The 19,020-nt window shown below is 64.1% G+C and carries 12 protein-coding genes; 7 read left to right on the top strand and 5 right to left on the bottom strand.

Annotated elements, in window-relative coordinates; genetic code table 11:
• The first annotated feature begins 604 nt into the window (after positions 1–604).
• From BB934_RS01650 to prfB, 3 genes are all read left to right on the top strand, one after another.
• Positions 605–1,846 carry an N-acetylmuramoyl-L-alanine amidase gene (locus BB934_RS01650; RefSeq protein ID WP_099508081.1) on the top strand — a complete coding sequence of 414 codons (1,242 nt, stop codon included), beginning with the start codon at positions 605–607 and terminating at the stop codon, positions 1,844–1,846.
• Between the two features lie 109 nt (positions 1,847–1,955).
• Entirely contained in the window at positions 1,956–4,406 is a 2,451-nt protein-coding gene (locus BB934_RS01645) for a penicillin-binding protein 1A (protein WP_099508080.1), read from the top strand.
• Positions 4,407–4,659: 253 nt separating this feature from the next.
• A protein-coding gene (gene prfB / locus BB934_RS01640; protein WP_099508079.1) for a peptide chain release factor 2 occupies positions 4,660–5,788 on the top strand; the annotation gives its coding sequence in 2 pieces (ribosomal slippage) (positions 4,660–4,728 and positions 4,730–5,788; 1,128 coding nt in all).
• Between the two features lie 49 nt (positions 5,789–5,837).
• On the opposite strand, the gene BB934_RS50405 is transcribed toward prfB, so the two are convergent.
• Positions 5,838–6,440: a calcium-binding protein gene (locus BB934_RS50405; protein ID WP_261344841.1), complete on the bottom strand. Its 603-nt coding sequence runs from the start codon at positions 6,438–6,440 to the stop codon at positions 5,838–5,840.
• Between the two features lie 41 nt (positions 6,441–6,481).
• On the opposite strand from BB934_RS50405, the gene BB934_RS01630 reads away from it, so the two are divergent.
• A complete protein-coding gene (locus tag BB934_RS01630; protein ID WP_237050040.1) occupies positions 6,482–7,750 on the top strand; it encodes an IS701 family transposase in 1,269 nt (422 codons plus the stop codon).
• A gap of 47 nt (positions 7,751–7,797) precedes the next feature.
• Here BB934_RS01630 and BB934_RS01625 read toward each other — a convergent pair whose 3' ends face one another.
• The gene (locus BB934_RS01625; RefSeq protein WP_099508076.1) at positions 7,798–8,400 is read right to left on the bottom strand and encodes a matrixin family metalloprotease; all 603 of its coding nucleotides are present in this window, start codon (positions 8,398–8,400) and stop codon (positions 7,798–7,800) included.
• An 89-nt stretch (positions 8,401–8,489) separates the two neighbouring features.
• Positions 8,490–8,957 carry a peroxiredoxin gene (locus BB934_RS01620; RefSeq protein ID WP_099508075.1) on the bottom strand — a complete coding sequence of 156 codons (468 nt, stop codon included), beginning with the start codon at positions 8,955–8,957 and terminating at the stop codon, positions 8,490–8,492.
• Between the two features lie 206 nt (positions 8,958–9,163).
• Here BB934_RS01620 and BB934_RS01615 point away from each other — a divergent pair, with 206 nt between their 5' ends.
• Complete coding sequence (locus BB934_RS01615; RefSeq protein WP_099508074.1) at positions 9,164–12,634, top strand: YhdP family protein; 3,471 nt, start codon at positions 9,164–9,166, stop codon at positions 12,632–12,634.
• Positions 12,635–12,647: 13 nt separating this feature from the next.
• On the opposite strand, the gene tyrS is transcribed toward BB934_RS01615, so the two are convergent.
• A complete protein-coding gene (gene tyrS, locus BB934_RS01610) occupies positions 12,648–13,910 on the bottom strand; it encodes a tyrosine--tRNA ligase (RefSeq protein ID WP_099508073.1) in 1,263 nt (420 codons plus the stop codon).
• Positions 13,911–14,287: 377 nt separating this feature from the next.
• On the opposite strand from tyrS, the gene BB934_RS01605 reads away from it, so the two are divergent.
• Positions 14,288–16,807, top strand: coding sequence for a M10 family metallopeptidase (locus BB934_RS01605; RefSeq protein WP_099508072.1), 2,520 nt, complete (start codon positions 14,288–14,290; stop codon positions 16,805–16,807).
• 147 nt (positions 16,808–16,954) lie between these two features.
• Here the strand turns inward: BB934_RS01605 and BB934_RS01600 are convergent, their stop codons facing one another.
• A complete protein-coding gene (locus BB934_RS01600; RefSeq protein ID WP_099512580.1) occupies positions 16,955–17,611 on the bottom strand; it encodes an alpha/beta hydrolase in 657 nt (218 codons plus the stop codon).
• Between the two features lie 235 nt (positions 17,612–17,846).
• On the opposite strand from BB934_RS01600, the gene BB934_RS01595 reads away from it, so the two are divergent.
• Positions 17,847–19,019 (top strand): cysteine desulfurase family protein, encoded by a 1,173-nt coding sequence (locus BB934_RS01595; RefSeq protein WP_099508071.1) that lies wholly within the window; start codon positions 17,847–17,849, stop codon positions 19,017–19,019.
• Position 19,020 lies beyond the last annotated feature (1 nt).

Below are 19,020 nucleotides of genomic sequence, written 5' to 3'. Positions count from 1 at the left end.
TTGAACTCTCGACATGGCGATCGAGGGCAGGACCTGAGGCAGCGGCCGCATTGTGGGCGGATTGGCACGCCGCAAGCGAAGGCGACGGGCTGAAATTGCGTTCGGGGTGCTGTCGATCGCCGTCATGCGCCGCAAAGGGGCGCATTCTGGGTTGAATTGGGCCGGCCGAGGGCCGGAAAGGGTGGTGTCAGGGCGTGCGCGAAGAGAAACGCGCGATTCGAACGGTGCAGAAACGAAGGTCAAAGCTGACTTCGCGTGCGCAACCATTCAAGACGGCCCTTTCGTAGATATCGATGAGCCGGCGAAACCGGCCATCGGCGAGTGGCGACAAGCGTCGCCATATGGTCCTGTCCGCGGGCCTGTCGGGGTGACGGGTTCCGTGAGGATCGGTCAACACAACCGTCTCCTCGGATCCGCCGTCAGATTCGGCCATACCGGACGGGATCAAGATCATTACAGATCGATTGGGGCATTTGGCAAGATCTTGTGTCACTGTGCCATGAATGCAACAGAGTCTCAGTAAACTGGCCCGCGGCGTGAGGTTCCGTTAACCAAGCTCCGTTTATGGGTATAGGAAGGACGCTCGAACCCCCGGCGATCTGCGATGCCTTTCCCCTTCATCATACGCCTCATCGGCGCCTGCCTCGTGGCCATCGTCGTGGCCGCAGGGGGCGAACGCGCCTGGGCGGCGGAGGGGACAAAGCCCGGAACGCCCACCATCGCCGCGGCCGCAACGGTCGAGGCGGATGGCGGGAAGACACGCTTCAAGGTGACCCTGTCGAAGGCGGTGACGGCGCAGGTTTCCGTCATGGAGCGCCCGGACCGGGTCATCATCGACCTTCCGGAGGTCGCCTTCCACCTGCCGGCCGAGGCCGGACGCAGCAAGGAAGGGCTGATCGCCTCCTATCGCTACGGCCTTTTCGCGCCGGGCCGCTCCCGGGTGGTGATGGAGCTCACGCATCCGGCCGTCGTCTCCGGCATGACCACGGCGCCCGACGCGACGGGCGCCGCCACGATCCTGACCATCGAGCTCTCCCGCACCGAGCGCGAGGATTTCCGCAAGGCGGCTGTGGAAAGCTCGGCCGCCACGAAGGAAGCCTCGACGGCGCCGACGGTCCAGGAGACCAAGGATGCGAGGCCGGTGATCATGATCGATGCCGGCCATGGCGGCATCGATCCGGGCGCGGCGGGCTCCGGCAATGTGGTCGAGAAGGACCTCGTGCTCTCCTTCGCCCAGCGGCTGAAGAAAAAGCTCGAGGAAAGCGGCCGCTACAAGATCGTGATGACCCGCGACCACGACGTGTTCGTCTCCCTCGGCGACCGGATCCGTGCCGCACGCACGACACAGGCCGATCTCTTCATCTCCATCCATGCCGATTCGATCTCCGGCGGGCAGGAAGTGAGGGGGCTGACAGTCTATACCGGCTCCGAGCGGGCCTCCGACGCCGATTCCGCCAGGCTTGCCGACCGCGAGAACAAGGCCGATGCGGTGGCCGGCGTCGAATCGGGCGACATGCCCGACGACGTGTCCGACATCCTCATGGAGCTGACGCTCCGGGAAACGCGCGGCTTTTCCCACGGCTTCGCCAGCCGCCTCGTCGGGGAGTTCGATTCCGTGGCCCGCCTCAACAAGAATCCCCACCGGCAGGCGCGCTTCCAGGTGCTGCGGGCGCACGACGTACCGTCCGTGCTGGTCGAGCTTGGCTATCTCTCGAGCCAGAAGGACCTCGACCTGTTGATGTCCGAGGAATGGCGGGCCAGGATGGTCTCGGCGATGTCGGTTGCCGTGGACCGGTTCTTCTCCGCGCGGTTTGCCCGCAGGGGCACCGCCGCAGTTTTACCATAGATAGAGTGTGGATACCCGTAGCGGGGGCGCGATTCATCGGGTAACGAGGGTCCGCGTTTCAAGATCTGCATAAACGGGCGCCGTAGGCGCCGTCATGGAACACCTTCGGATGCGCTTTGTCCTGAGATTTTTCGGCTTCCTCTTCAGCGTCGGAGCGATCTTCTTCCTGATCGGCGCCGTGGGGCTGGCCTATGGATTCTGGTTCTATTCGAAGGATCTGCCGGATCACGCCCAGCTCGCCAATTACGAGCCCCCGGTGATGACCCGCATCCACGCCTCGGACGGCAGCCTGATCGCCGAATATGCCCGCGAGCGCCGGCTCTACGTGCCGATCCAGGCCGTGCCCAAGCTCGTGATCGAGGCATTCCTCTCCGCCGAGGACAAGAATTTCTACCGGCATCCGGGCATCGATCCCGAGGGTCTGGTGCGCGCCGTCGTGGTCAATCTCCGCTCCGGCGGTTCCCGCGAGCAGGGCGCCTCGACGATCACGCAGCAGGTCGCCAAGAACTTCCTCGTCGGCAACGAGCGCAGCTACGAGCGCAAGATCCGCGAGGCGCTGATCGCGCTGCGGATGGAATCGACCTTCTCCAAGGACAAGATCCTCGAGCTCTATCTCAACGAGATCTTCCTCGGCACCCTGACGCCCGGCCGCAACCTGCACGGCATCGCCGCCGCGGCGCTCGACTATTTCGGCAAGTCGATCCACGAATTGACCATCGCCGAGGCCGCTTACATCGCCGCCCTGCCCAAGGGCCCGAACAACTACCACCCCTTCCGCCAGCGCAAGGCCGCCGTCGAGCGCCGGAACTGGGTGATCGAGCGCATGGCCGCCAACGGCTATATCTCGAACGAGGACGCGACGGCCGCCCAGAAGGAGCCGCTCAACGTCAAGCCGCGCATGGTTTCGCCGAACAGCATCGCCTCGGGCTATTTCGCCGAGGGCGTCCGCCGCGACATCGCCGAGCGCTACGGCGAGGAATCCCTCTACGAGGGCGGCCTGCTGATCCGCTCGACCCTCGATCCGAAGATGCAGGCCATGGCTCGCAAGGCCCTCGTGGACGGTCTCGTGCGCTTCGACGAGGCGCGCGGCTGGCGCGGAGCGCATCAGAAAATCGATCTCGCCGGACGCGAATGGGGTGTGGCCCTGGCGGAAGTGCCGGCGATGGGCGACGTGCAGCCCTGGCGCCTGGCCGTCGTCCTGGAGGTTGCGCGCGGACAGGCCAAGGTGGGTCTGCAGCCGAGGAGGGAAGCCTCCGGTCAGATGGTCAAGGACCGCGAGACCGGCACGGTGACCGCCGATGGCGTGAAATGGACCCGCCGCCCGGTCGAGCGCGCCGTTGCCGTGGGCGACGTGGTCTTCGTCGAGCCGCTGGCCGACAAGCCGGGCCAGTTCCGCCTGCGCCAGATTCCGGAGATCTCGGGCGCCATCGTCGCCATGGACCCGAATACGGGCCGCGTCCACGCCATGGTCGGCGGGTTCTCCTACGACCAGAGCGAGTTCAACCGGGCGATCCAGGCCATGCGCCAGCCGGGCTCCTCGTTCAAGCCGATCGTCTATGCGACGGCGCTCGACAACGGCTATACGCCCTCGAGCACGATCATGGATGCCCCCTTCGTGCTCGATATGGGCCCGGGCCAGGCCGCCTGGGCGCCGTCGAACTACGACGGCAAGTCCGGCGGCCTGCGCACCCTGCGCTACGGCGTCGAGCATTCCAAGAACCTGATGACGGTCCGCCTCGCCAACGAGGTCGGCATGCCGGCGATCTCCGAGTATGCCCGCCGCTTCGGCGTCTATGACGACCTGCTGCCGCTCCTCTCCATGTCGCTCGGTGCAGGCGAGACCACGGTGATGCGCATGACGGCGGCCTATTCGATGTTCGCCAATGGCGGACGCCGGATCAAGCCGACCCTGATCGACCAGATCCAGGACCGCAACGGCCGCACCATCTACCGCCACGACGACCGCAAATGCACCTCTTGCGACGCGGAGAAGTGGGACGGCGGTGCTGCGCCCAAGCTCACCGAGAACCGGGAGCAGGTGCTCGACCCGCTGACCGCCTACCAGATGACCTCGATCCTCGAGGGCGTGGTCCAGCGCGGCACGGCCCAGTCGGTCAAGGCCGTCGGCAAGCCGCTCGCCGGCAAGACCGGCACCACGAACGACGCCAAGGACGTGTGGTTCGTCGGCTTCTCGCCCGATCTCGCGGTCGGCGTGTTCCTCGGCTACGACCAGCCGAAGTCGCTGGGCAACGCCGCGACCGCCGGCCAGTACGCCGCGCCGGTCTTCCGCGACTTCATGCAGATGGCGCTCAAGGACAAGCCCGCGACACCGTTCCGCGTGCCGGCCGGCATCAAGCTGATCCGCGTCAGTGCCTCTTCCGGCACCCGCGCCGGCGGCGAGGGCGGGGGCACGATCCTCGAAGCCTTCAAGCCCGGCCAGGCGCCGCCGGAATACGTGCCGCCAGAGCCTGCAGACGAAGGCCCGCAGGCCGAGTACTCGCCGGCTCCTCCTCCGGGAGCGCAGCGGGCCGTAGGCGTAGGACCGAGCGGATTGTATTGATCGGCTCCGGTCCCATAGCGAAAACGCTTCTCGCACAACGGAAAACGGGTTGTTCCTCGACTGCTCGGTCGGGGACAATTCGTTGGGTTTGATGCGAGAGCTTCTTTACATCGCGCGGTGCACCCTCTGGGTCCGCTCCGAACGATACGCCAATTCATGAATTGAACATCGGATCATTCCCAAAAGTGCATTCCGCTTTTGGGCCCAATGTTCTAAGACGCCGCAATCACACATACGGACAGCAGCGGATACAATGCGCGCCGAAATCCAACATCTCGTAGAAGAGACCAAGCAGTCAGTCGGGCTGCTGAGGAGGCATCTTTGACTGGGATACCGCCCAGCGACGCCTCGCGGAACTGAACGCCCAGGCCGAAGATCCCAACCTCTGGAACGATGCGGAGGCCGCGCAGAAGATCATGCGCGAGCGCACTTCGCTCGAAGACCAGATCTCGGCCGTGAAGCGCCTCGAGCAGGAGCTCGAGGATGCGATTACCCTGATCGAGCTCGGCGAAGCCGAAGAAGATGAGGGAACGGTCAAGGAAGGCGAGGAGACCATCCGCAGCCTTCAGGCCGAGTCCGCGCGCCGCCAGGTCGAGACGCTGCTCTCGGGCGAGGCCGATGCCAACGACACCTATGTGGAAGTGCATTCGGGGGCCGGCGGCACCGAGAGCCAGGACTGGGCCAACATGCTCCAGCGCATGTATGCCCGCTGGGCCGAGCGCCGGAAATACAAGGTCGAGTTGCTCGAGATCACCGACGGCGAAGAGGCCGGCATCAAGAGCGCCACGCTCCTGATCAAGGGCCTCAACGCCTATGGCTGGCTTAAGACCGAGTCCGGCGTGCATCGCCTCGTGCGCATCTCGCCCTATGACTCGAACGCCCGCCGCCATACAAGCTTCGCCTCGGTGTGGGTCTATCCGGTGGTGGACGATCGCATCAACATTGAGATCAAGGAATCGGACTGCCGGATCGACACGTTCCGCTCGTCGGGCGCCGGCGGCCAGCACGTGAACACCACGGACTCGGCCGTGCGCATCACCCATATCCCGAGCGGCATCGTCGTGGCCTGTCAGCAGGAGCGTTCGCAGCACAAGAACCGGGCCACCGCCTGGAACATGCTGCGCGCCCGCCTCTACGAGGCCGAGCTGAAGAAGCGCGAGGAGAAGGCCAGTGCCGAGGCCGCAGCCAAGACGGATATCGGCTGGGGCCACCAGATCCGCTCCTATGTGCTGCAGCCCTACCAGATGGTGAAGGACCTGCGCACCGGCGCCCAGTCGACGAGCCCGCAGGACGTGCTCGACGGCGATCTCGACCCCTTCATGGAAGCCTCGCTCGCCCAGCGCGTCTATGGCGGCGCCGACGAGGTCGAGGATATCGACTGATCGATCAAACGAGCGCTGCGCGCCGGAGAGGCGTGCATCGCTCCCGTCCCTATATGACGAAGAAGTCGGATGCGCCGATCGTGACGGTGCCCGGGATCTTCACGAAGCAGACGGCCGCCACCGGGCCCGAGCCGTCCGGGTCGTAATAGGCGGCCCGCTCGCCATCGTTGTCGAAGAGGATCCTGTCGTTGGAATCGGCGGCAGCCGCCCCGTCGACGAACATTGCATCGCTGAGCTGGCCCTTCGCGATCATGCCGAAGATCTTCGATGACAGGACGATCTTGTCCGTGTCCACCTCGTTGCCAAAGTCCAGGATCCTGTCGAAATTTGTGCCGGCTTTGAGCCAGGTGTCGAACGTGAACCGGTCGTTGCCGTCACCGCCGCTCAGCACATCGCGGCCTGTGCCTCCATACAGGATGTCGTCGCCGCCGAAGCCGTGGAGCCTGTCGTTGCCGGCGTCGCCCTTGATCACGTCCTTGACCGCGACCCCGTAGATCGTGTCGGCCTTGCTCTTGCCGGTCTGCGACAGGATCTGCTTCGACTGGTTCCAGTGCCATTTGGACACCTGGCGCCCGTCCTGCGAGGGATCGCCGTAAAGAACCCGGATGGCCTGAATGTCGAGTGGTCCTAGCACTACAGTTGCACGCTGCACAGGCGCCCTAATTACCTCCTGATCTGATACAGGAGGCTGCCATGTCAGGCGTGGCCATCGAGCAGATGCTCGAACTCTGGTGTGTGGAGTTGCGTCAGGTCAAAGCTGATCTCAAACTCCAGTTTGCTCATCCCAGTGTCGCGGCCTCTGCGGCCGCCTTCCTCGACGGTCTGCTCGGGCCGGAGCGGCGCAAGACCGGCTGGATGCGGGCGGAAGCCGCCGGTGATCCGGGACCATGGCGCCAGCAGGCGGTGCTCGGGCGCAGCCACTGGGACGCGGATGCTTTGCGGGACATGGTGCGCGACTATGCGCTCGAGACGCTCGCCTCTCCCGGAGCGGTACTGGTGATCGATGAGACCGGCTTTCTCAAGCAGGGGCAGAACTCGTGCGGGGTGGGACGCCAGTACACTGGGTCAGCCGGCAAGATTGCCAGCTGCCAGATCGGCGTGTTTGCCGCTTACGCGTCGGACAAGGGCTGCGCCTTGATCGACCGCCAGCTCTATCTGCCCAAGGACTGGACGACGAAGCCCGAGCGCCTGGCCACGGCTCACGTGCCCGATGCGATCCGCTTCGTCACCAAGCCGCAGATCGCCGCCGCGATGATCGAGCGGGCCCTGGCGGCCGGCGTACCGTTTGAGTGGGTGGCCACCGACACCATCTATGGGGCCCTGGCCATGCAGCTGCGCCGAGCTGGCAAGGGTTACGTGCTGGGCGTTCAAGCCACAGACCGCTTCAATTCCTGGGACAAGAGCCCGCCGGTGGCCGGCACGGCCGCGACGATTGCACAGGGGCTTGCTCCCAAGACCTGGCAGCGTCTGTCGGCCGGGATCGGCACCAAGGGGCCGCGCCTGTATGATTGGGCCTATGTCGCGTTGGCCGATCTCGAGGCCGAGGAATTCAACGAGGCGCTGACCGGCCTGTGGACGCGCGGCCTGCTGATCCGGCGCAGCATCAGCGATCAGGATCTGGCGTTCTTCTCGACCTGGTGCCCGGCCGGCACACCGATGGAGACCCTGGTGCGGGTGGAGGGCCAGCGCTGGGCGATTGAGGATGCGTTCGAGACCGCGAAGACGGAGTTGGGGCTGACGCACAATGAGACGCGTTCGTGGCACGGTTGGCATCGGCATGTGTCGCTGGTGATGCTGGCGTTTGCCATGATGACGGTGGTGCGTGAGCACGCCAACCGCCTTACCTCACCCCAAAAAAGAAACGACGAAGCCCGACTGCAGCGCTGGTATGCTGGTCTGTCCAGGAAATCCGCCGGGTCGCCACACGTCTCCAGCAGCGCCGGATCGAGCCTGCCTTCGTGATCGCCTGGTCCGCGTGGCGACGAGCGCATCAGGCCATGGCGCAAGCCTCACATCGCAAACGAAAGGTGCAACTGTAGTGCTAGGCTCACCGGCCCCATCTCGGGATCGCCACCCGTGTAGCTCATCACGGTGTACTCGACCTTGTCGAGATCCGACGCCAGCAGCTGCTTGTTGTGGTCCATCTTGTGAAAGGGATGCTTGAGCCCGAGCGCGTGTCCGATCTCGTGCAGAAGCACGTAGAGCTTGTAGTGAGGATTCTCTCCGATCTCGCTGCGATTGAGTCTGTTCAGATAGACATTCCCGCCCGCCGGATCCCGAATCCGGTCGCCCGGGTTGCCGAAGCGGTCGCGGTTCAATGCCGGAAACTCCGCCCAGGCGATGGTCGATGACCAGGTTTCCTGCCACTGGAATTTCAGCTCGGCTTCCTGCCCCTTGACCTCGATGAACCGGATGCCGCTGGCATCTCCCCACATCTGCAGCGCCTTGCGCGCGACCTCCCTGTCGGCGCTGCCGAACCGCGACCAGTCCCATAACGAGTCGAGCGGGGGCGGATTGAACGTGTAGGTGAGAAAAACCGGCTTCTTCGTGCTGCCGAGGGTGGGCAGCGCGTTCCAGCTCTGGCCGGAGAGAATGGCTTTGTAATCCGGCATCCATCCGAGTTCTGGTTCAATAGAAGGTTACGCAGCGGGCAGAAACCATAAAACGTTACGGAGCCCAGTCGCAATAGCTCATTCGGCTATCAGGGCAGAGCCTTCGCCGCAGTCAGCACCTCCTCCGCGTGGCCCTCGACCTTCACCTTGTTCCAGACCCGGGCGATGGTGCCGTCGCGGTCGATCAGGACTGTGGTGCGTTCAACGCCCATGTATTTCCGGCCGTACATGCTCTTTTCCACCCAGACGCCATAATTCTGCAGCATCCGGGTCTCCTCGTCGGAGGCGAGAGCGAAATCCAGGCGGTATTTCGCCCGGAACTTGTCGTGGCTCTTGAGGCTGTCGGGGGACACGCCGACGATTTCCGTATCGGCCGCCGCGAAGTCTTTCTTCAAGGACTGGAAGGCCTGGGCCTCGAGGGTGCAGCCGCTGGTGTCGTCCTTGGGGTAGAAATAGAGCACGATCTTGCGGCCCTCGAGGGCGGCGAGACCGATCTCCCGACCATCTGTCGCAGGCAGGGAGAAGGCCGGAGCGGGGCTTCCGATGGTAAGTGACATGAGTCGCCTTCCTTTCGGCGGAATGTATTGTTTGGAACCTCTAAAGCATCGGGCCCAAAATGCGGAGATCTCTTTTTCGCACGATGCGCTAATGTGCACGATCGCAGCGGGATCAGTCGCGAGAGGCGACGGACACAGCTAAGGTCTCTCGATTGATTCCCGATTGGCGCTGGAAGCGCAAGAACCGGATTGCCTAACGTCACAGTATGAAGCTGCCATTTCGCACCACGTTGTCCCGGCAAGAACCGGTCAAGCGGAGCCGCCTCAAGCGCGTGCTGCGTGGCACCCTCTATGTGAAGCTTGGCCTTTTGGTCTTCCTGGCTGTGGCGCTCGGGCTGTTCTATCTGCGCCTGTCCGCCGCCCCGATGAGCTTCGGGCGCCTGCCCGAGCGGGTTGCCGAGGCGCTGGCCGAGCGGATCGGGCCCGGCTGGAACGTGACGCTGCGGAATACTGCCATCGAGCTCCATGACGGCTCGCCGGCCCTGCGCGCGAACGGCCTCGACATCCGGGCCCCGGGGGGCGACCTCGTCCTGCGGGCGCCTTACGCGATCCTCAGCGTCGACCTGATGTCTCTGCTGACCGCCAATCTGCAGCCCAAGGCCATCGAGGTACGGGACCTGCAGTTGCGCGTTCTCGTCAACAGGGATGGCTCGCTCACCTTCTCGCCCGTGCAGGCGGAGACGGAGACCGGGAATGCGGCTCCGCCGCCTGTCGCGCCGGCGCCCTCCAAGGAAGCCGCGGCGTCGCTCGCCCGCGACGCCAACGGGCCGTCCCCGGTCTCTGGCGCAATAGGCTCGCTGCTCGAACTGATCGTCGGTCCGTCGAGCGTCCTCAACACCCTCGGTCAGGCTCAGCTGACCAATGCGCGCCTCGTCTTCATCGATGCCGACGGTCGCGAGCGGGCCCGGTTCCAGCGCGTGGATGCCGCCTTCGACTGGGCGGAAAACGGCGGTCGCGAGTTTGCCGCGACGGTGGAGGGCGACCAAGGCCCCTGGCAGCTGAATGGCGACGTCACCGCGCAGGGCAAGGCCTCCTACCGGGCGAGCGTCACGGCCGAGGCCGCGCCGATCAAGGACATTCTGCTGCTGACCGGGTCGTCCGACCTGCCGGCAACGACGGATGTGGAATTCTCCGGACGCTTCGACATCGCCTTCGCCGACGGGCGCCTCACCGAGCTGAAGACGCGGCTCGAGAGCAATGCGGGCACGGTCCAGATCGACGACAAAGATACGTCGCCTTTCCCCGTCGAACACGCGACGATCGAAGCCCATTGGGACGAGGCCGGGAAGGCGCTTCAACTCGAATCCCTGGAGGTGAAGGGGGGCGAGACGCAGTTCCGTCTGCAGGGCCGACTGTCGACACCCAACGGAAGCAACCCTTGGCGCATGTCCCTCAGCGGCCGCGACGCCGTGTGGTCCGGGGCTGCCGCCGGCGACAAGCCTGTCCAGGTGAGCGAGTTCGCCGCCGACCTGTCGGGGCCCGACGGGGTCACGATCAACAGCTTGACGCTCAAAGGGCCGGACCTGTCCGCCCGCATCAGCGGCCTCCTGGGAGCCAGCGCGGATCCGAAGGCGCTGAAGCTCGACGTCAAGGCTGAGAAGACCGATGTCCGGTCGGCCCTGCGCATCTGGCCCGAGGCCGTGGCTCCGCCGGTGCGCCGGTATCTGGTCTCGAACGTGAAGGCGGGCACGCTCGAATCCGTCGATCTCAAGGTGGCGATGAAGGGTGCCGACATCGAGAAGGCCCTCACCGGCGGTCCGACGCCGGACGATTCCCTCAAGATCGACTTCGCCGTTTCCAAGGGTGTGCTCCAGGTCGATGCGGGCATTCCCCCGATTTCCGGCATGGATGTCACGGGCCAGGTGACCGGCAGGAAGGTTTCCCTCCGCGCGCCCGCAGGCCTGGTCCAGATGGCTGGCAACCGCTCGCTCGGAGCCTCCGACGGCACCTTCGTGCTGGACAATTACTGGGACGACAATGCGGTCGCGCGCATCGATTTCCGCCTCACAGGCGGCGCCGACGGATTGGGCGCCCTGCTGCTCGAGCCGCGCATCAAGGAGATCGCAGGCTTCAACATCGATCCCGCCACCATGAAGGGAAAGACGGATCTGCGCGTCGGCATCGGCCTGCCGGTCGAGAACATTCCGGCCTTCGTCGACCTGCCGCTGAAGGTCGGCGGCACTGTGAGCGATTTCGGCGTCGACAAGTTCTTCGGCAAGGACCGCCTGGAAGGCGCCAATCTGACGATCGCTTATGACAGGGGCGATCTCACGGTGAAGGGCGACGGCAAGCTTGCCGGAAGCACCGCCACCATCGACCTGCACAAGACCCGGCAGGGCGGGCAGGCCAGCGTCGCGTTTTCTGTCGACGAGGCTGCACGCAACAGGCGAGGGCTGTCCTTCGGATCCCAGCTGACAGGCACCATCGGCCTCAAGGCCAGCCTGCCGCTCGGCGAGGCCGCACCCTCCATCATTCTCGTCGAGGCGGACCTCGCCAGGGCCGGAATCGACCAGCTCATACCGGGCTGGGTGAAGCCGGTCGGCAGGCCCGGCAAGCTCAGTTTCACCCTCGCGGACGGCCCGGCGAACGAAATCCGTGAGCTTCAGCTCGACAGCGGCCCGGTTCAACTGCGGGGAAATGCGACGCTCTCCAGCGAAGGCAGCCTGGAGAAGGCGGAGCTTTCGACCTTCAAGCTCTCGCCGGGCGATGACATGAAGGCCCAGATCGAGCGTGCCAACAATGTCTACAAGGTGTCGATCCGCGGCAATGTCGGCGACGCGCGGCCTTTCGTGAAGGGCGGAGCGACGATACCCGCATCCTCCGGCCGCGGCGGCTCCGCCGCGAAGGAGAGCAAGGATTTCGATCTCGACCTGAACCTCAACATTCTCACCGGGTTCAACGAAGAGGCGATCACCAACGCCTCAATCAAAGCGTCCATGCGCAAGGACAACCTGCGCCAGCTCGACATGAAGGGACGCCTCGGCGCCACCGACATTCTCGGCAAGACCATGCAGGATACCGGCGGCCGCCCCGTGGTGGTCATCCAGGCGGACGACGCCGGAGCGCTTCTGCGCTTCACTGACATCTACAAGCGGATGTCGCGCGGCGATCTCATCCTGCAACTCGCCACCGGCGACGGGCCGCAGGAGGGGCATGTGATCCTGCGCTCCTTCGCTCTCATCAACGAGCCCGCTCTTCGCCGGATCATCCCGACCCAGACCCAGATCGTCGCCGGGCAGGACAAGTTCGGCAAGCCTCAGATGGTCCGTGTGGATGTGAACGAGGTGCAGTTCACCAAGGCGCGCTTCGAATTCACGCGCACGGCCGGACGGCTCGACTTCAAGGACGGCGCCATCTGGGGCAACCAGATCGGGTTCACGCTTGGCGGCTTTATCGACTACGCGCGCGACCGGCTCGATATCACGGGCACCTTCGTGCCGGCCTACGGGCTCAACAACGTGTTCGCCCAGGTGCCGCTGTTCGGGCCGCTCTTGGGCGGAAGCCAGTATGAGGGATTGTTCGCGGTCAATTTCCGCCTGAACGGGCAGGCGAGCTCGCCGTCCCTGACGGTCAACCCGCTCTCCGCGGTCGCGCCCGGCTTTCTGCGCAAGCTTTTCGGCGTCGGCGCCGCCGGGGATCCGCAGACAGGGTCGCTGCCGACGGTCCCCGAGCGCTGAGATTCTTGAAGCCTTAGATCGCCCGCAGCAGAACGTGCTTCTTCTTGCCGAAGGACAGCTTGATCACGCCTTCGGCCGTGACGTCTGACAGGCTCAACGAGCCGCGTTCGTCCGAAACGGTCTGATCGTTCACCTTCAGCCCGCCGCTCTTGATCTGCCGGCGCGCCTCGCTCGATGACGGCACCAGCTTCGCGTAGTCGGGGCCGAAGGCCGCCAGCACGCCGAGGCCGCCTTTCAGCACATCCGACGCGATCTCGATGGTGGGCAGGCTTTCCGCCAGGGTGCCCTGCTCGAAGGTCTTGCGGGCGGTTTCCGCGGCCAGCTCCGCCGCCTCGTGGCCGTGGAGGAGGGCGGTCGCTTCCGTTGCGAGAACCTTCTTCGCCTCGTTGATCTCGGCGCCTTCCAGCGCCTCGAGCCGGGCGATCTCGTCCATGGGCATGATCGTGAAGAGCTTCAGGAAGCGGCCAACATCCGCATCCTCGGTGTTGCGCCAGAACTGCCAGTAATCGTAGGGGCTCAACATGTCGGCGTTGAGCCAGACCGCGCCGGAGGCCGTCTTGCCCATCTTGGCGCCGGAGGCTGTGGTCAGGAGCGGGCAGGTGACGGCATAGAGCTGCGGCGTGCCGAGGCGGCGGCCGAGATCGATGCCGTTGACGATGTTGCCCCACTGGTCCGAGCCGCCCATCTGCAGCACGCAGCCGTAGCGCTTGTTGAGCTCCACGAAATCGTAGGCCTGGAGGATCATGTAGTTGAATTCCAGGAACGACAGCTCGTGCTCCCGGTCGAGGCGCAGCTTCACGCTGTCGAAGGACAGCATGCGGTTGACCGAGAAATGGCGCCCGACGTCGCGCAGGAACTCGATGTAGTTGAGCCTGGTCAGCCATTCGGCATTGTCGGCCATCATGGCATCGATCTTGCCGTCGCCGAAGGAGATGAAGCGGGAGAAGACCGTCCTGATGCTCTCCTTGTTGGCCTCGATCTGCTCCACGGTGAGAAGCTTGCGGCTCTCATCCTTGCCCGATGGATCACCGACTCGGGTCGTGCCGCCGCCCATGAGGGTGATCGGCTTGCCGGCGCCGGTCTTCTGCAGCCAGTGCAGCATCATGATGGAGAGCAGATGTCCCACATGGAGAGAGGGCCCCGTGCAGTCGTAGCCCACATAGGTGGTCAGCCGGTGCTCCAGCGCCGCAGCATCGATGCCCTCGAAATCGGAGGTCTGGTGGATGAATCCCCGCTCGGTAAGCACCTTCAGAAATTCGGATTTCGGCGCGTTCATCGCGTCTCTCTCATGGTCCTGTCGCAAATGTGCGGACCCTCTACCAGCTTCGCGCCGGGATTTCACGCGGTTTCGACGCAAGGGGCGCTCTCGACGCGCTTGGTGCACTCAACTTGTAATTGAATTAACCACCGGAGCTTGCGCGCCGGCTCACATATTGTCCAGGTTGAGATCCTCACGTATAGTGATAATATATCATTAAGGATCAAGCCCGATGTCTTTGCTCGATGGTGCGTGGGACTGGCTCGAAGGAGCAGCGCGAGACGCGGTCGACTTTTTCAGAGGGATCGGCGAGTGGGTCGTGGATGGCGTCCTAACCCTCCCGCTGCGCTTCAACGTCCTGATGGCGAGCTACTTTCCCGGCCTCTCGATAGGGAATGCCGAGTATTTCAGGCCGTCGCACCCCGGATCCAGACGTCGCAGCGCTGCTGTCAGGCTCGAAATGGAAGGGCGATGCGATCACGTACTCGCTTCCGGATGCCCGTGGCGATTATGTGCAGATTAATCCCAGCGCATCGGGGTTCGAGCGTCTGTCGGCACAGTCGGAGAGTGTCGTCCATGAGGCCATGGCTGCCGTTGCCGGCTACATCAAGGTCGGTGTCTCCTACGCAGGTCGCAACGACGCGATGATCAAAGTTGCCGGCTTTAAAGCCGGATCGATCATCCATTCGAGCACGGGCTATTATCCCGGCGTGCCGGGTTATGGCGGCGAGACTTGGCTGGAATATGGATCCTCGCCCTATGTCTCGAAAGGCGGGTCAAATTATTATCTGGTTCTGCATGAGCTCGGTCATGCCTTGGGCCTGAAACACACTCACGACTCAGTCCCCGGACTCCCGAGTGTATCGGCTGCGTGGGATTCGACCGAATTCACGGTGATGTCGTATAAAACCACGACGGACAGGCCGTCGACCTTCATGCAGTACGACATCGCTGCCTTGCAGGCGATGTACGGTGCCGATTTCACGACGAATAACGGCGATACCGTCTATAGCTGGGATGCGTTCTCGGGAGAGATGTTCGTCAGGGACGAGTATCTTGACCAATATCCCATCGGTCAGGGCAGGCGGGCGGACAACAAGATCTTCCTGACCATCTGGGACGGCGGCGGCGTCGACACCTACGACGTATCGAACTTCGCCGGCAATGCTCTGATCGATCTGACGCCCGGAGGGTTTTCGCGGTTCTCCCAGGACAGGCTCGCACGAAAGACCGACACGACCTTCGTCAACGGAAACGTCTACAACGCCTTCCAGTATCAGGGCAATGTGCGTTCTCTCATCGAGAACGCCAAGAGTGGAAGCGGCAACGACAAGATCATCGGCAATCAGGCCAACAATATTCTCAAGGGCGGCCGGGGCAACGATGAGCTCTACGGGAATGGCGGCCACGACAATCTTTACGGCGAGGATGGCGACGACCGGTTCTATGGCGGAGCCGGATACGATATCTTCGACGGCGGCAACGGCCAGGATCTGGTGAGCTACTGGGATGAGTCGGCGGGCGTGCAGGTCTTCCTGTGGGGAACCGGCTTCCATAGTGGCGGCGCAGCCGTCGGCGACCACTTCGTCTCCATCGAGGCCATCGACGGATCGCGCTTCAACGACACGATCGAAGGCAACGGTGATGCCAACACCTTCTGGGGTGATGGTGGCGATGATGTCCTCAGAGGCGGCGCAGGCAACGATCAGCTATCCGGCGGCGACGGCAACGATCGGCTCGAAGGCGGCGCCGATGCCGACGTCTTCAATGGCGGGAACGGCCGCGATACCGTGAGCTATTCGCTGGCTTCGGGAGCCGTGCGGGTCTACCTCTCGGATACTTCGCGCAACACCGGCGAGGCCGCAGGCGACACCTACGTCGCCGTCGAGGTGATCGAAGGTTCATTCCACAGCGACACGCTCGAGGGCAGCACCGCAGCCAACACCTTCTCGGGCTATAACGGGCACGATGTGCTCAAGGGTTTCGGTGGTGCCGACACGCTCTCGGGCGGCGCCGGCGGCGATCATCTCTACGGCTGCGAGGGAGCGGACCTTCTCGACGGCGGTGCCGATTTCGATTTCGCCGTCTATGCCGATGCCGCGTCCGGCGTGCTGGTTGATCTCCTCAACATGAGCCGCAACACCGGCGAGGCAACCGGTGACGCGTATGTGTCCATCGAGGGCCTGATCGGTTCGGTCCACGCCGACCAGTTCTACGGCACGGCAGGCTGGGACGGCTTCTACGGCGGCGGCGGTGACGACCGGCTCGAAGGCCGCGGCGGCGGCGACCAGCTCGACGGCGGCGATGGCCGTGACCACGCGGTTTACTGGAGCGCCACGTCAGGCGTGGTTGCAAACCTCTCGGCCGGTTATGGCACCGCGGGCGATGCGGCGGGAGACGTCTTCGTCTCGATCGAGGGACTGGAAGGCTCGAACCATGCCGACACGCTCACCGGCGATGGCAACGGCAACACCCTCTATGGCAACGGCGGCAGCGATCAGCTGTTCGGGCTTTCCGGCAACGACTGGATGCATGGCGGCGACCATTCCGATACCCTGTCGGGCGGCGATGGCATGGATTGTCTCGTCGGCGGCGCCGGCCGCGATTATTTCCGCTTCGACACGAAGCCTCACGCCGGAAACGTGGACACGGTCGAGGACTTCTCTGTGGCCGAGGATTTGATCCAGCTCAGCCGCAGCGTCTTCGGCGATTTGCCAGCTGGAAATACGCTCGCTGCCTCAGCTTTCACCATCGGCCCCGCTGCGACGACGGGCTTCCTTCGCATCGTCTACAACAAGGCGACCGGCGAGCTCTTCTACGATGCCGACGGTTCCGGCATGGCGGCAGGGCAGACCAAGTTCGCCGTGATCGGTGCCGGCCATAACCTGAGCACCAATCACTTCCTGCTGGTCTAGGATTGCGGAAGACACAGACGCACGAAGGCCGGCGATCGCCGGCCTTCGCTTTTGCGATTGTCAGAAAACGAAGAAGCCGGCGTATTCGGACGCCGGCTTCGGAAGTTCATGACTTGAAAGATGCGAGATCGCAGTGCCGATCTCGGCTCAGGCGGCCTCTTCGGTCGTTCCCAGGCGCTTGTTCAGGTATTCGTCCACGGACACCATCAGCTCGTCGACTTTGCCGTCGAAGAAGTGGTTGGCGCCGTCGATTACCGCGTGCTCGAGCTTCACGCCCTTCTGCGTCTTCACCTTCTCGATCACGCTGACCACGTCCCTGACCGGCGCGACGCGGTCTTCCGAGCCGTGCACGAAGAGGCCCGAGGACGGGCAGGGGGCGAGGAAGGAGAAATCGTAGCGGTTGGCCATGGCCGCAATCGAGATGAAGCCTTCGATCTCCGGGCGGCGCATGAGCAACTGCATGCCGATCCAGGACCCGAAGGACACGCCGGCGATCCAGCAGGCGCGGGCATCCGGGTTCATGGACTGAGCCCAGTCGAGGGCCGCGGCCGCATCGGAGAGCTCACCCTGGCCATGGTCGAAAGCGCCCTGGCTGCGGCCCACGCCGCGGAAATTGAAACGCAGCACCGAGAAACCGCGCTTCGCGAAGTCGTAGTACAGGTTGTAGACGATCTGGTTATTCATCGTCCCGCCGAATTGCGGGTGCGGGTGCAGGATGATGGCGATGGGAGCGCCTTTTTCCTTGGCTGGCTGGTAGCGTCCTTCGATGCGACCGGCAGGACCCGTGAAGATGACTTCAGGCATATACGCGAACCTCTTGATCACCTCTCCGTCGGGAGAGGGAAAATCCGGAACGACCTTGACTTCAGGCCGCGGATCCTCGTAAAAGAACCCTTAGAACTATTCTAAAGTGTTCCATTGTTTCATTCGCCCCGGATGACTATTACCGTCGGGGGAAAACATCGGACAGATGTGGTTGCGGTGCTTTAGCACGGCAACCAGGGTCGATTGCAAGAATTTCGTGAGGCCTCACGCAGCCATGGTGGTCAGCCAGCGCATATATCTCGACCATAATGCGACTTCGCCCCTGCGGCCGGAGGCTGCCGAGGTCGTCCTCCGCGCGCTGCTGCTGCCCGGAAATGCCTCGTCCGTCCATGCCGAAGGCCGGGCCGCCCGGGCCGAAATCGAAAGCGCCCGCGAGAAAGTGGCCCGTCTCGTCGGCGCCCGGGTGAAGAACGTCGTCTTCACCAGCGGCGGGACCGAGGCTGCGAATCTCGTCCTGACGCCAAGCTTCCGCCGCCTCGGGCAGCCGGGGACGACCCGGCTCCTCCTGGGAGCGGCCGAGCATCCCTGCGTTCTCAACGGCCACCGGTTCCCCGCCGAGGCCATCGAGCTCATCCCGGTCGATTCGAACGGAGTCCTCGATCTGGCCTGGCTCAAGGCCGCCCTGGAAAGGTCCGGAGACGAGCGGATACTGGTCTCCATCCAGCTCGCCAACAACGAGACGGGCGTTCTCCAGCCGGTCGCCGAGGCGGCCCGGATCATCCACGAGCATGGCGGGCTGGTGCATACCGATGCGGTCCAGGCCGCAGGTCGGATCCCGGTCGACATGGCCGAGCTTGAGGCCGATGTACTGACCCTGTCGGCCCATAAGATCGGCGGCCCGAAGGGAATCGGTACCGTGATCCTGGCCTCGGACCAGTTCGAGATCGCCGACAGGCTGATCCGCGGCGGCGGGCAGGAAAAGGGTTTCAGGGCCGGCACCGAGAACGTGGCGGCCATCGCCGGCTTCGGGTCTGCGGCCGAGCTTGCCCTGTCGGGGCTGGGGCAGGAATCCGCAAGACTCCGGGGTCTCCGCGACCTGGCAGAGGCCGAGCTTCGCCGGATCGCACCCGATGTCATTGTTGTGGCTTCCGGCGCTGAGCGGTTGCCTAATACCTTCGCCTTTGCCATACCCGGCCTCAAAGCCGAGACGGCGTTGATCGCCTTCGATCTGGCAGGGGTGGCCCTGTCCTCCGGTTCGGCCTGCTCGTCCGGAAAGGTCAAGCGATCGCATGTTCTCGACGCCATGGGCATGGAGCCCGCCCTGGCCGAGGGCGTTTTGCGTGTGAGTTTGGGGTGGTCGACCACGAAAGAGGACGTGATCCGCTTTGCGGAGGCGTGCGAAACGGTGGTCGGCACCTTATATAAGCGGAAGGCGAGCGCGGCCTGAC

It is taken from the genome of Microvirga ossetica (assembly GCF_002741015.1).
Taxonomy (GTDB): domain Bacteria; phylum Pseudomonadota; class Alphaproteobacteria; order Rhizobiales; family Beijerinckiaceae; genus Microvirga; species Microvirga ossetica.
Note: the sequence above shows the minus strand (reverse complement) of the source record. Positions and strands in the feature narration are given on the sequence as shown.

Excerpts from the sequence above, each read along its gene's own strand:
- BB934_RS01630 (WP_237050040.1), top strand. The coding sequence starts at position 6,482 with ATGTCAGGCGTGGCCATCGAGCAGATGCTCGAACTCTGGTGTGTGGAG.
- tyrS (WP_099508073.1), bottom strand. The coding sequence starts at position 13,910 with ATGAACGCGCCGAAATCCGAATTTCTGAAGGTGCTTACCGAGCGGGGA.
- BB934_RS01600 (WP_099512580.1), bottom strand. The coding sequence starts at position 17,611 with ATGCCTGAAGTCATCTTCACGGGTCCTGCCGGTCGCATCGAAGGACGC.
- BB934_RS01625 (WP_099508076.1), bottom strand. The coding sequence starts at position 8,400 with ATGCCGGATTACAAAGCCATTCTCTCCGGCCAGAGCTGGAACGCGCTG.
- BB934_RS01605 (WP_099508072.1), top strand. The coding sequence starts at position 14,288 with ATGCCGAGTATTTCAGGCCGTCGCACCCCGGATCCAGACGTCGCAGCG.
- BB934_RS01595 (WP_099508071.1), top strand. The coding sequence starts at position 17,847 with ATGGTGGTCAGCCAGCGCATATATCTCGACCATAATGCGACTTCGCCC.
- BB934_RS01615 (WP_099508074.1), top strand. The coding sequence starts at position 9,164 with ATGAAGCTGCCATTTCGCACCACGTTGTCCCGGCAAGAACCGGTCAAG.
- BB934_RS01620 (WP_099508075.1), bottom strand. The coding sequence starts at position 8,957 with ATGTCACTTACCATCGGAAGCCCCGCTCCGGCCTTCTCCCTGCCTGCG.
- BB934_RS01645 (WP_099508080.1), top strand. The coding sequence starts at position 1,956 with ATGCGCTTTGTCCTGAGATTTTTCGGCTTCCTCTTCAGCGTCGGAGCG.
- BB934_RS01650 (WP_099508081.1), top strand. The coding sequence starts at position 605 with ATGCCTTTCCCCTTCATCATACGCCTCATCGGCGCCTGCCTCGTGGCC.